General features: G+C 70.8%; 10 protein-coding genes. 3 read left to right on the top strand and 7 right to left on the bottom strand.

Features of this window, described 5'->3' with window-relative positions; translation table 11 throughout:
• The first annotated feature begins 42 nt into the window (after positions 1-42).
• A complete protein-coding gene (locus AB0924_RS37360; protein WP_358939682.1) occupies positions 43-699 on the top strand; it encodes an MBL fold metallo-hydrolase in 657 nt (218 codons plus the stop codon).
• 286 nt (positions 700-985) lie between these two features.
• Here AB0924_RS37360 and aroQ read toward each other — a convergent pair whose 3' ends face one another.
• A complete protein-coding gene (aroQ, locus tag AB0924_RS37355) occupies positions 986-1459 on the bottom strand; it encodes a type II 3-dehydroquinate dehydratase (RefSeq protein ID WP_358939684.1) in 474 nt (157 codons plus the stop codon).
• A 234-nt stretch (positions 1460-1693) separates the two neighbouring features.
• Between aroQ and AB0924_RS37350 the strand changes: the two genes are divergently transcribed.
• Positions 1694-2965 carry an MFS transporter gene (locus AB0924_RS37350; protein ID WP_358939701.1) on the top strand — a complete coding sequence of 424 codons (1272 nt, stop codon included), beginning with the start codon at positions 1694-1696 and terminating at the stop codon, positions 2963-2965.
• Positions 2966-2992: 27 nt separating this feature from the next.
• Here the strand turns inward: AB0924_RS37350 and AB0924_RS37345 are convergent, their stop codons facing one another.
• From AB0924_RS37345 to AB0924_RS37320, 6 genes are all read right to left on the bottom strand, one after another.
• On the bottom strand, positions 2993-4093 hold the full coding sequence (locus AB0924_RS37345; protein ID WP_358939686.1) for an ionic transporter y4hA: 1101 nt from the start codon (positions 4091-4093) through the stop codon (positions 2993-2995).
• A gap of 138 nt (positions 4094-4231) precedes the next feature.
• On the bottom strand, positions 4232-5233 hold the full coding sequence (locus tag AB0924_RS37340) for a TerC/Alx family metal homeostasis membrane protein (protein WP_358939703.1): 1002 nt from the start codon (positions 5231-5233) through the stop codon (positions 4232-4234).
• Positions 5234-5454: 221 nt separating this feature from the next.
• Positions 5455-7338, bottom strand: a complete 1884-nt coding sequence (locus AB0924_RS37335; RefSeq protein WP_366913862.1) for a TerD family protein — start codon at positions 7336-7338, stop codon at positions 5455-5457.
• Between the two features lie 51 nt (positions 7339-7389).
• Positions 7390-7968: a TerD family protein gene (locus AB0924_RS37330; RefSeq protein ID WP_358939690.1), complete on the bottom strand. Its 579-nt coding sequence runs from the start codon at positions 7966-7968 to the stop codon at positions 7390-7392.
• 179 nt (positions 7969-8147) lie between these two features.
• Entirely contained in the window at positions 8148-10304 is a 2157-nt protein-coding gene (gene uvrB / locus AB0924_RS37325) for an excinuclease ABC subunit UvrB (protein WP_358939692.1), read from the bottom strand.
• Positions 10305-10344: 40 nt separating this feature from the next.
• Positions 10345-11223, bottom strand: coding sequence for an MHYT domain-containing protein (locus tag AB0924_RS37320; protein ID WP_358939694.1), 879 nt, complete (start codon positions 11221-11223; stop codon positions 10345-10347).
• Positions 11224-11503: 280 nt separating this feature from the next.
• Here AB0924_RS37320 and AB0924_RS37315 point away from each other — a divergent pair, with 280 nt between their 5' ends.
• Positions 11504-12373, top strand: coding sequence for a glycerophosphodiester phosphodiesterase family protein (locus tag AB0924_RS37315; RefSeq protein ID WP_366913861.1), 870 nt, complete (start codon positions 11504-11506; stop codon positions 12371-12373).
• Positions 12374-12489: the final 116 nt, after the last annotated feature.

The raw sequence follows: 12489 nt of genomic DNA, 5'->3' as shown, positions 1-12489 counted from the left end.
GACACGGTTCTCCGGGCGCCGGCCCGCTATAGGCTGATCACCATGACGTACAGCGGAGAGGTCAGGGTCGGCGGACCCGCGGACGTGCACGAGCTGAAAGACCTGATGATCACCAAGATCGCGGTCGGCCCGATGGACAACAACGCCTACCTGCTGCGCTGCCGGGCCACCGACGAGCAGCTGCTGATCGACGCCGCCAACGACGCCGGGGCGCTGCTGGGCTCGATCGGTGACGACGGCATCGCGTCCGTCGTCACCACCCACCGGCACGGCGACCACTGGCAGGCGCTCGCCGAGGTCGTGGCCGCCACGGGCGCGGTGACGTACGCCGGCCGGGAGGACGCGCCCGGCATCCCGGTGGCCACCGACGTCCTCGTCGACGACGGCGACGTCATCCGGGTCGGGCGCGTGGAACTCACCGCCCGCCACCTCGTCGGGCACACCCCTGGCTCCATCGCTCTGGTCTACGACGACCCGCACGGCCATCCGCATGTGTTCACCGGCGACTGTCTCTTCCCAGGCGGTGTGGGCAACACACACAAGGATCCCGAGGCGTTCGCCAGCCTGATCCACGACGTCGAGACGAAGATCTTCGACGTGCTGCCGGACGAGACCTGGGTCTACCCCGGACACGGCAACGACACCACGCTGGGCACGGAACGGCCGCACCTGCCGGAGTGGCACGCGCGCGGGTGGTAGCCGCGAAGGCATCACGCACGCCGGGCGCACGCCCTTGATGCACGCCCGGCGCGCACGCCATGGCGTGCGCCCCGTGTGAACTCTTCACACGCGCCGGGTCCGTGTGCGCGCTCCCCGGGCCCCGTGACACGCGGTCAACTGGTAGCAGCCCCGCACAGGACGACGGCTCCTGAGCGGTATGGGCCGCCGGTCTCCAACCCCGCCCTCGGCCGGCGGCCCGGGCGGAAGCACGTTCGGCATCGCCCACGCCCTGTGCCCGGGCGGCCGCCCGCGGCCGCCCGGTGGTCTACGCCTCGGCCTGAGCCGCACCCGCCAGCGCGGCGACCCGCTCCACGCCGAACACATAGCCCTGCACCCCGCAACCCGCGATCACGCCGTCTGCGCGCAACGAGACGTAGCTGTGGTGCCGGAACGACTCGCGCTGGTGGATGTTGGAGATGTGCACCTCCAGCACCGGCAGGCCGTCACAGGTGTTGAGCGCGTCCAGGATCGCCACCGACGTGTGGGAGTAGGCGCCGGGGTTGATGACGATGCCGCAGTGGTTCAGCCGCGCCTCGTGGATCCAGTCGACCAGTTCGCCCTCGTGGTTCGACTGCCGGAAGTCCACCGTGCCGCCGTGCGCGGCCGCGGCCTTGGCGCACATCGCCTCCACGTCGGCGAGCGTGTCCTTGCCGTAGATCTCGGGCTGACGCTGGCCGAGGAGATTCAGGTTGGGCCCGTTGAGGATCATGATCGGGGCGTTGGCCAGGGTGCGGGGCACGGTTCCTCCGGTCCGTTCGGGCGGTGCGTGCGTTCACGACCGCTGCTCGGACCCGGTCTATCACGGCACGAAGGACGGCCGAGGAGCGGGCGAGGAGCAGCCGAGGGGCGGCGTACGCCGGTCGGTTCGGCCCACGCCGCGATCCCCGGTCAGCTCCGTGCGCCCCCGTAACCCAAGATCGCTACGGGTGGTTGACGCGGCATGCAGCCCGTACGCCCCGTGAGGGCACCTTCCATGCCGCGGCTGGCGGCCGCCTCGCTCGCCGGGACCGCGATCGAGTTCTACGACTTCTTCGTCTACGGGACCGCGGCGGCCCTGGTGCTGGGGCCGCTGTTCTTCCCGACGTTCTCGCCGATGGCCGGGACGCTCGCGGCGTTCGGGACGTTCGGGGTGGGATTCGTGGCCCGGCCGCTCGGCTCGGTGCTGTTCGGGCACCTCGGCGACCGGCGCGGACGGCGGCCGGTGCTGGTCGTCTCCCTGCTGCTGACCGGTGCCTCGACGGTCGCGGTCGGCTGCGTGCCGGCATACGGGACGATCGGAGCGGCCGCCCCCGTGCTGCTGCTTCTGCTGCGCTTCCTGCAAGGGCTGGGGCTCGGCGGTGAGTGGGGCGGGGCGGTGCTGCTGACCGCCGAGCACGCGCCCGCGGGACGGCGCGCCCTGTGGTCGAGCTTTCCCCAAGTGGGGCCCGCGGTGGGGTTCTTGCTGGCCAACGGGGTGATGCTCGCGCTGTCGGCCGCCCTGCCCGACGACCAGTTCGCCCAGTGGGGCTGGCGGGTGCCGTTCTGGGCGGCCGGGGTACTGGCCCTGGCCGGGCTGTGGCTGCGCGCCTCCCTCACCGAGAGTCCCCGGTTCCTGGAGATCGACGACCACGCGCGAGTGCCGCTCGTGGAGGTCGTACGGCACCACGGGCGGCTGGTCCTGCTGACGGCCGGGGCGCTGGCCGTCGGGTACGCGGTGTTCTACGCGGTGACGACGTGGTCACTGGCGTACGCCACCGGACGGCTCGGGGTGAGCCGAACCGTCATGCTGACCTGCGTCATGGCGGCGGTGGTGGTGAAGGGAGCCCTGACGCCCCTCATGGCGCTGCTCGGCGACCGCTACGGCCGGCGCCCGCTGTGCCTGGCAGGCTGCGCGGGATGCGCGCTGTGGATGCTGCCGATGGTCGCGCTGCTCGCGACCGGCGAACCGCTGCTGATGTTCCTCGGCATCCTGGGCGCGCTGATCGCCTTCATCACCATGTTCGCCGTCATCGCCGCCTACCTGCCGGAGCTGTACGAGGCGCGGGTGCGCTGCACGGGCGCCGCGGTCGGCTACAACCTCGGCGGCGTCCTGGGCGGCGCCCTCACCCCGATCGTGGCGACGGCGCTGGCGGACCGCGGCGGACGCGTCCCGTGGGGAGTGGGCGCCTATCTGACCGGGATCGCCCTGGTGAGCCTGGTCTGCTTCGCCCTGCTGCCGGAGACCCGGCCCGCGCCCGCGCCCGCGATGGAACCGGCCACGGGCTGACCGGGTGGGCCGGCCGCACCCACGGCCCTAGGGATTGATCGCCAGCTCCAGGTAGGCCGCGAACAGCACCAGGTGCACACCGCCCTGCAAGGGTGTGGCCCGCCCCGGCACCACTGTCAGCGAGGCGACCACCACGGTCAGCGCGAGCAGCAGCATGTGGGTCGCGCTGAGGCCGAGCACGAGCGGTCCGGACAGCCAGACGGAGGCCAGGGCGACGGCCGGGATGGTCAGGCCGATGCTGGCCATCGCCGAGCCGAGCGCGAGATTGAGGCTGGTCTGCACCCGGTCCCGGCGGGCCGCGCGCAACGCCGCGATGGTCTCGGGCAACAGTACGAGCAGGGCGATGATCACACCGACGACCGCCTGGTGCAGGCCGGCCGCCTCCACCCCGGACTCGATGGTCGGCGACACACCCTTGGCCAGTCCGACCACGCCGATCAGCGCGAGGCCGAGCAGAGCGAGGCTGAGCCATGCCGTGCGCGCCGACGGGGGCCCGGCGTGGTCGTCCCCTGTGATCACATCGCCCTGCCGGCTGACCGGCAGGAAGTAGTCCCGGTGCCGCACGGTCTGGGTGGTCACGAACAGGCCGTACAGGATCAGTGAGGACAGCGCGGCGAAGGTGAGCTGGACGGTGGAGAACTCGGGCCCGGGTTTACTGGTGGTGAAGGTCGGCAGCACCAGGCTGAGCGTGGCGAGGGTCGCCACGGTGGCCAGGGCGGCGCCGGTGCCCTCCGGGTTGAAGACCGCGGTGCCGTGCCGCAGGGAGGCCACGAGGAGACTGAGTCCGACGATGCCGTTGCAGGTGATCATCACGGCGGCGAAGACGGTGTCCCGGGCCAGGGTGGCGCTCTTGTCGCCGCCGTCGACCATCAGGGTGACGATCAGGGCGACCTCGATGATCGTGACGGCGATGGCCAGCACCAGGGAGCCGAAGGGCTCGCCCACCCGGTGTGCGATCACCTCGGCGTGGTGCACCGCGGCGAGGACGGACCCGGCGAGTACCAGGGTGACCAGCGCGACGAGCGGGCCGGGGAGGCCGCGGCCCCAGGTGAGGACGAGCAGGACGACCGCGAGTACCGGCACGAGGAACGTCCACTGAGTGGTGAGCGGTCTGAGCCGAACGATCATGCTGCGATCGTGGCAGAACGGTACAGGATTCGCATTACGTTCTTTTCGGATCCCTCGTCATCCTTCCTGCGCGGGGCCCCGGTCACGGTGCGACCGGGGCCCCGCGGGTTCGTCGCCCGCTGTCGGGCGCCGGGCCTGTCAGGCGTCCACGCTGCGCTTGGCCGTCTCGTCGCCCCCGGGGCCCGCCGCTTCCGCCGCCGCCTGCTTCCGGGAGGCGATCAGGCTGGTGGCGGTGGTGACGGCCAGGACCGCGCAGATCACGCCGAGCGACACGGGGATGCTGATCTCGGGGACGTGGACCCCGGACTCATGCAGGGCGTGCAGCACCAGCTTGACGCCGATGAAGCCCAGGATGATCGACAGGCCGTACGACAGGTGGACCAGCTTCCTCAGCAGGCCGCCTATGAGGAAGTACAGCTGGCGCAGTCCCATCAGGGCGAAGGCGTTGGCGGTGAAGACGATGTACGGGTCCTGGGTCAGGCCGAAGATCGCGGGGATGGAGTCCAGCGCGAACAGCACGTCCGTGGTGCCGATGGCCAGCATCACGACCAGCATCGGGGTCATGACCCGCTTGCCGTTCTGCTGGATCCACAGCTTGGTGCCGTGGTAACGGTCCGCCACGCCGAACCTGCGCTCCGCGGCCCGCAGCAGCTTGTTCTCCTCGTACTCCTCTTCCTCCTCGTCGGCCCGCGCGTCCTGGACGAGCTTCCAGGCGGTCCAGATCAGGAAGGCACCGAAGAGGTAGAACACCCAGGAGAAGCTGGCGATGATCGCGGCGCCGGCGGCTATGAACACCGCGCGCAGCACCAGGGCTATGAGGACACCGACGAGCAGCACCCGCTGCTGGTACTGCGAGGGCACCGCGAACTTCGCCATGATCAGTACGAAGACGAAGAGGTTGTCGACGCTCAGTGATTTCTCGGTGATGAAGCCGGCGAAGAACTCGCCGGCCGGCCCGCCGCCGCCGTAGAGGAGCAGGCCGAGGCCGAAGAGCCCGGCGAGGGCGATCCAGACGACCGTCCAGATGCCCGCCTCCTTGATCGACACGTCATGGGGCTTGCGCCCGATGAAGAAGTCGACCGCGATGAGGACGGCGAGGCCCACGATGGTGAGGACCCACAGGGTCGGGGAGACTTCCACTGCACCTCCGGCATAGGTCATGGCAAACACATCCGCGTTGTCATTGCCGGAGGTCTCTTCCACCCGCATGGGCCGGCGCCCCGGGATCCGTAACGGTCCGTACTGACGGGTGCGCCGCAGTCAGGGAGTACTCCCCTCCGCACGGAAAACAGTACCCCAATCACCAAGGAAAGGTAAAGCGATTGGTAAAGTAAATCCCAAAGCACCAGCTCAGGAGCGCTTTACCTACGCTTGGTACGGGCCGTTGCCACTTCGGTGAGCACCTGCTGGAGGATCCCGCTGCCGGACGGCACGAGCGAGGGCTCGTACGTCCAGGCGTGGCCGACCCAAGGGTCGGCGAGGTGGTCGTCGGGGACCGGGGTGAGTCGCATGAGCGAACGCCACAGCGGGTCGAGCAACGAGCCGTAGGCCGCCGCGTCCTCGCGGTCCGCGACCATCAGCAGGTGGACACCGACGGCCGGCCCCTCGTCGGCGAGGTAGCGCAGCTGGGTCACCGCACGGTCGTCGAAGCCGTGCGGGAAGTCGTTGACCAGCAGCAGCTGCTGGGCGGCGTCGAAGTCGGGCGGCAGCGACTCGGCCGCCCCGCCGCGCAGTGCCATCTGCACCAGGTCCACCCGTCGGGTGAGCCGTCCCAGGACGTCCGCCACGCCTGCCGCGCCGGCCAAGGACGGCACCGTGACGGCCCCCGTCCGGGTCAGCGGCAGGAGCGCCTGGGCCCCCGTACCGGCCGCGTCCAGGACCTGGAGGGTGAACTCCCCCACCGGATGGACGGCGAGCAGCCGGACGGCGAGCGCCACCGCGGCGTCCATGGCGAGCCGGCGTGTCTCCGCGGAGTCCAGGAAGACGTCGTCGGGTCCTGGCGCGGGGCCGCTGTCGACCCACAGACCGCGTTCCAGCGGGAGCCTGACGAGCAGCGGTATGCACAGCGTGGCGCTCTCCGGAAGGTGGAGGTCGCCGAGCCGCAGGGCCATGGGCGGTTCGGCCGGCACCCGGTAGCCGTGCCAGACCGGGTTGTCCCAGCGGGCGCAGGCCGGGGGAAGGGCGGGCTCGACCACCTCGGACTCGGCGGCGAGCTGCGCGACGTCGCGGTCGAGCGCGGCCCGGGCCTGGTCGACCAGCTGGGTGTGCCGGGCGTGGGCCGCCTCCTGCGCGGCGTCGCCCGCCGCGCCGAGCCGGGCGCGGGGGTCGGCGAGGACCTGGTCGAGTTCCTTCTCCAGGCGGGAGTCGGCGAAGTCGACGGCGCTGCGGTAAGCGGCCGTGGTGCGGGCCAGGTCCTCGAACATGCCCCACACCTGGTTGTACAGCCGTTCGTCCATCGACCATCCCACCGCGTCGCCCGCGACGGGGCGCGGCGGCTGCCCCTCGGGCGCGGGGTGGGACGACGCATCCTGCGACCCGGCGGGCGGCGGGGCGCTACCGGGACGACGGCCGGGGTGGGTGTAGTCGATCGGGCCGCCCGGCGTCCGCCCGCCGTTCGCCCGGGCCGGCCTGGACTCCGGGGAACCGGAGGCGTCGGGGGTGTCCGGGGGCGGCGGTGCCGGTACCGCCCGTGCCAGGCTGCGGGCCACCGCCTCCTGGACGTCCGAGGCGAGTGCGGCTGCCGAGGGCAGGCCCTGGTCGGCGAGCAGGGCGGCGAGGCCACCGGCGTAGCCCTGGCCCACCGCGCGCACCTTCCAGACGCCCTGCCGCCGGTACAGCTCCAGGGCGACCACGGCGGACTCGGCGTCCAGACCGGTCAGGTCGAAGCGGGCGATCTCGGTGCCGTCGAGACCGGTGACCGCCGTCCTGGGCGCGGCCAACGCGCCGAACCGGAGCAGGCCTCCCGGCCGCTCCGGCAGGGCGAGCAGCACACTGACGCGGTGCACCGCCTCCGGCAGCGCGGCCAGGTCGACGGCCAGGCGGTGGTCGGCGGCGGCCTGCGGGGACACCTCGATCCCGGGCAGCGTGGGGGCGCCGGGGTGGGCCACCCACTCGGCGCCGTGCACCGTGCCGTGCTCGTCGCCGAGCGTGGCACCCGCCAGAACCGGCGATCCGGCCGAGATCCGGATCTCCAGCCGGACCTGGGACAGCGGGTGGTTCTGTCCCCGCACCAACTCGGCCGTCATCGCCGTCGCCCCCTGTGTCGAATGTCGTGCGTGCCGCGTCCGGCGGCGGTCCTACAGGTGCGGCTGGATCGCCGGCATGAGGTCCTGGAAGGTACGGCCCTTGGCCGGCTCCCCCAGGGCGGTCATCGACCAGCCCGAACCGGACCGGTGCACCTTCGCCATGATCTGCGCGGTGTACTCGCCGCCGCCCGCCAGCGTGTAGCGCGCGAGTTCCTGCCCGGTGGTCTCGTCGACGAGGCGGCAGAACGCGTTCTGCACCTCCTGGAAGGTCTGGCCCGTGAAGGAGTTCACGGTGAAGACGATCTGGTCGACGTGCACCGGGACGCGCTGCAGGTCGACGAGGATCGCCTCGTCGTCGCCGCCTTGGCCCGCGCCGCCGACGAGGTTGTCACCGGTGTGCCGCACGGAACCGTCGTCGCTCACCAGGTGCCGGAAGAAGACGACGTCGACGGGCTGCCTGTCCGCGAACAGCACCGCGGAGGCGTCGAGGTCGATCTCCCGCGTACGCGAGCCGAAGAGGCCGCGGCGGGGAGCCGCCTGCCAGCCGAGACCCATACGGACCGCGCTCAGGCTGGCCCCGTCCTTCTTCTCCAGGCTGATGGCCTGACCCTTGGACAAGTTGACGGTCACGGCTGATTCCCCTTTCGGTGTTCCCCAGTTGCCGCGCACTGCGCGGTTGCCAGAACCCTACGCAGGGGCACTGACAGTGCCGAACCCCGGCCCGCGCTTTGTGTCGGTGTTGCAACACTTGGCGCATATGCCGAGGTCCGGCACCACTGGAGCCTCAACGGGCGGCCGCGGAAGGGTTCCTAGGCGATACCCGCCTCACGCATCTGCCGCAGCTCCTTCTTCATCTCGGACACCTCGTCGCGCAGCCGAGCGGCGATCTCGAACTGGAGCTCGGCAGCCGCTGCGCGCATCCGCTCCGTCATCTCCTCGATCTGCTCGGCGAGTTCGGCCGCCGGGCGGTCCGTGGGCACCGCGGCCGCCGCCTTGCCCTTGGCGGACTTCGCGGCCTTGCCCGCCTTCGCGCCCTTGGCCGCCTTGTCGCCGAGCGCCGGGACGGGAGCCTTGGCACCCTTGCCGTCCTTCAGCTTGCGGTAGCCGGAGCCGAGCAGCTGTTCGGTGTCGACCTCCTCGCGGGCGATCTGCGCGACGATGTCGTTGATCTTCTTGCGCAGCGGCTGCGGATCGATGCCGTTGGCCTTGTTGTAGGCGACCTGCTTCTCCCGGCGCCGGTTGGTCTCGTCGATGGCCTTCTCCATCGCCGGGGTGATCTTGTCCGCGTACATGTGGACCTGGCCGGAGACGTTGCGCGCCGCGCGGCCGATGGTCTGGATCAGCGAGGTACCGGAGCGCAGGAAGCCCTCCTTGTCGGCGTCGAGGATGGCCACGAGGGACACCTCGGGCAGGTCGAGGCCCTCGCGCAGCAGGTTGATGCCGACCAGGACGTCGAACTCGCCGGAGCGCAGTTCGCGCAGCAGCTCGACGCGGCGCAGGGTGTCGACGTCGCTGTGCAGGTAGCGCACCTGGATGCCGAGCTCCAGGAAGTAGTCGGTGAGATCCTCGGCCATCTTCTTGGTGAGCGTGGTGACCAGGACGCGCTCGTCCTTCTCGGTGCGCTTGCGGATCTCGTGCACCAGGTCGTCGATCTGCCCCTCGGTGGGCTTGACCACGACCTCCGGGTCGACCAGACCCGTCGGGCGGATGATCTGCTCCACGACCCCGTCCCCGCGGGACAGCTCGTAGGCGCCCGGGGTCGCCGACAGATAGACGGTCTGCCCGATGCGCTGCTGGAACTCCTCCCACTTAAGGGGCCGGTTGTCCAGGGCGGAGGGCAGCCGGAAGCCGTGGTCGACCAGGGTGCGCTTGCGGGACGCGTCGCCCTCGTACATCGCGCCGATCTGGGGGACCGTCACGTGCGACTCGTCGATGACGAGCAGGAAGTCGTCCGGGAAGTAGTCCAGCAGGGTGTTGGGCGGCGAGCCGGGCAGGCGGCCGTCGAAGTGCATCGAGTAGTTCTCCACGCCGGAGCAGGTGCCGATCTGGCGGAGCATCTCGATGTCGTACGTCGTACGCATACGCAGGCGCTGCGCCTCCAGGAGCTTGCCCTGCTTCTCCAGCTCGGCCAGGCGCTCCCCGAGCTCCTTCTCGATGTCGTTGACGGCCCGCTCCATGCGCTCGGGTCCGGCGACGTAGTGGGAGGCGGGGAAGACGTACAGCTGCTGGTCCTCGCTGATGATCTCGCCGGTGAGCGGGTGGAGCGTGGACAGCGCCTCGATCTCGTCGCCGAACATCTCGATGCGGACGGCCAGCTCCTCGTAGACCGGGAAGATCTCGATGGTGTCGCCGCGGACCCGGAAGGTGCCCCTGGCGAAGGCCATGTCGTTGCGGGTGTACTGGATGTCGACGAAACGGCGCAGCAGATCGTCGCGGTCGATCTCGTCGCCCACCCTGAGGGGGACCATCCGGTCCACGTACTCCTGCGGGGTGCCGAGGCCGTAGATGCAGGACACCGAGGCGACCACGACGACGTCGCGGCGGGTGAGCAGCGAGTTCGTCGCCGAGTGGCGCAGCCGCTCCACCTCCTCGTTGATCGAGGAGTCCTTCTCGATGTAGGTGTCCGACTGCGGGACGTAGGCCTCGGGCTGGTAGTAGTCGTAGTACGAGACGAAGTACTCGACGGCGTTGTTGGGCAGGAGCTCGCGGAACTCGTTGGCCAGCTGCGCGGCCAGTGTCTTGTTCGGCGCCATCACCAGGGTGGGACGCTGGAGCTTCTCGATCATCCACGCGGTGGTGGCTGACTTGCCGGTGCCGGTCGCGCCGAGCAGGACGACGTCCTTCTCACCGGCCTCGATGCGCTTGGCCAGGTCGGCGATGGCCGCCGGCTGGTCACCGCTGGGCTGGTAGGGGCTGACGACCTCGATGGGCGCCACCGTGCGTTCGATGTGGGAAACGGGCCGCATGCCATCAACCGTACGACCCCCCGCTGACAACGGGTCCCGGTCAGCGGTTCTGCGGGGTCCGGGAGGTGTGGTGCCGCTGGTGAGGGTCCGGACGCCGGCCGGGGTGGAGCTGTGAGTGACGGGGCAGGCGCGAGGCGACGGCGGCGGCCGGGACGCCCGGTTTGCCCTCGACCGGGGCATGGGCCGGCCGGCCCATGACCATCAGCGGGTCGAACATCATGACGGCACCGGCGAGCAGCAGGAAGGCGAGCGGGCCGATCAGCATCGGTACCAGCACCGAGGCCGGCGGGCCGCCCGCGGCGGCAGTGGAGGCGCTGTGCAGGTGCACGTTCAGGGCGGCCATGCCGGTGTAGTGCATGCCGGTGACGGCGAGCCCCATCACCAGGCTCGCGCCGACGCTCCACAGCAGGCCCCGGACGCGTCCGGCCGCCCACAGGGCGGCCGTGGCGGCCACGACGGCGATGACGACTGAGGCGGCCACGGTGGCCGTGCTGTAGGCGAACCGGCCGTCGAAGCGCATGCTCGCCATGCCGAGGTAGTGCATCGAGGCGACGCCCAGGCCGGTGATCGTGCCGCCGGTGAACAGGGCGGTGCCGGTGGCCCCCCGGTAGCCGACGATGAACAGCCCTACGCCGACCATCACGATGGCCAGGCCGAGGCTCGCGTAGGTGATGGGCCGGTCGTAGTGGATGGGTGCCCCCTCGATGCGGAAGCCCATCATCGCGACGAAGTGCATGGTCCAGATGCCGGAGCCGATCGCGGCCGAGCCGAGGGCGAGCCAGGCGGGGCGCCGCGAGTGCGTGACCAGCAGGGCGCGGGTGGTGCAGCGCAGGCCGAGGGCGCCGCCGAGGCAGGCCATGACATAGGCCACCAGCGGGGTGACGACCCCGTAGCTGAATTCGTCGACCGAGCCCTGCATGTGCGGCAGCCCTTCCGTCCTGTTGCGTCCCGGAATATCCGAACTGCGCCCCCGCCCCCGGACCGCGCGGGCGATCGGGGTGACGCAGAGAGTATGACCCGCACCGGAATGGTCGAACGATTTTCCGGCAAAGAAACACGCCCTTGCCCCAGATGTGCGGCACCGGTGAGCGGAGTTGGCCGCTCGCGTTCACGGTGTGGCCGTCCCGCGCCCGCGTGCCGTTGACTCTCTGCTGTCACTCTGGTGCTGTCGGTATCCGCTCGACGGGAGGAGTCCGCTCATGCACGCGCGCGCAGTCGCCGCCACGGCCACCGCGATCCTGGGGGCGGCAGCCCTCCTGGCCCCCACGTCCGACGCCCGGGCGGGCGAGGCCGGCGGTCCCGTGGTGATCGCCCACCGCGGCGCCTCGGCCTACGCCCCCGAGAACACCCTGGCATCCATCGACAAGGCGGCCGGGCTGGGCTTCTCCTGGGTCGAGAACGACGTCCAGCGCACCAAGGACGGCCAACTGGTGGTGATCCACGACGACAGTCTGCGGCGCACCACGAACGTCGAGGCCGTCTTCCCCGGCCGGGCGCCCTGGAAGGTGAAGGACTTCACCGCCGCGGAGATCGCCCGGCTGGACGCGGGCAGCTGGTTCTCCGCCGCGTACGCGCGCACGCGCGTGCCGACCCTGAAGCAGTACATGCGCCGGGTGGAGCACAATCACGAGAAGCTGCTCCTGGAGATCAAGAATCCGGAGCTGTACCCGGGGATCGAACGGCAGACCCTGAAGCTCCTCGGCGATGAGGGCTGGCTGGACCGGGCGCACCTCGGCCGGCTCGTCGTGCAGAGCTTCAGCGCGGACAGCGTGCGCGCCGTGCACGAGCTGAAGCCGGCGCTCACCACCGCCTACCTCGGCAGGCCGTCCCTCGCTCAGCTGCACCGGTACGCACGCTTCACCGATCTGATCAATCCCTCGTACGGGTCGATCTCCGGGAGCTACGTGGCTGCCCTGCGCACCTTCGACGGGCCGCACGGCAGGCCGCTCGGGGTGTGCGCCTGGACGGTGGACGACGCCGCCACCGCCCGGAAGGTCGCGCGCTACGGCGTCGACGGCGTTATCACCAACAAGCCGGACGTGGTCCGGGCGGCCCTGAGCGCGGGCTGAGCGGGGACCGTCGCGTGAGGGCGTTGATGCTCCTATTGCTGTCAAGCGGCTTGGAGCCAGTCGCGGTAGGCGTGGGCGAGGTCGTCGTCCCTGCTGAGTCCTCGTTCGAGTCTGGA

The organism is Streptomyces sp. NPDC047869 (assembly GCF_040704065.1).
Taxonomy (GTDB): Bacteria; Actinomycetota; Actinomycetes; order Streptomycetales; family Streptomycetaceae; genus Streptomyces.
The sequence above is the reverse complement of the archived record's forward strand: the minus strand, read 5'-3'. Positions and strand labels throughout refer to the sequence as shown.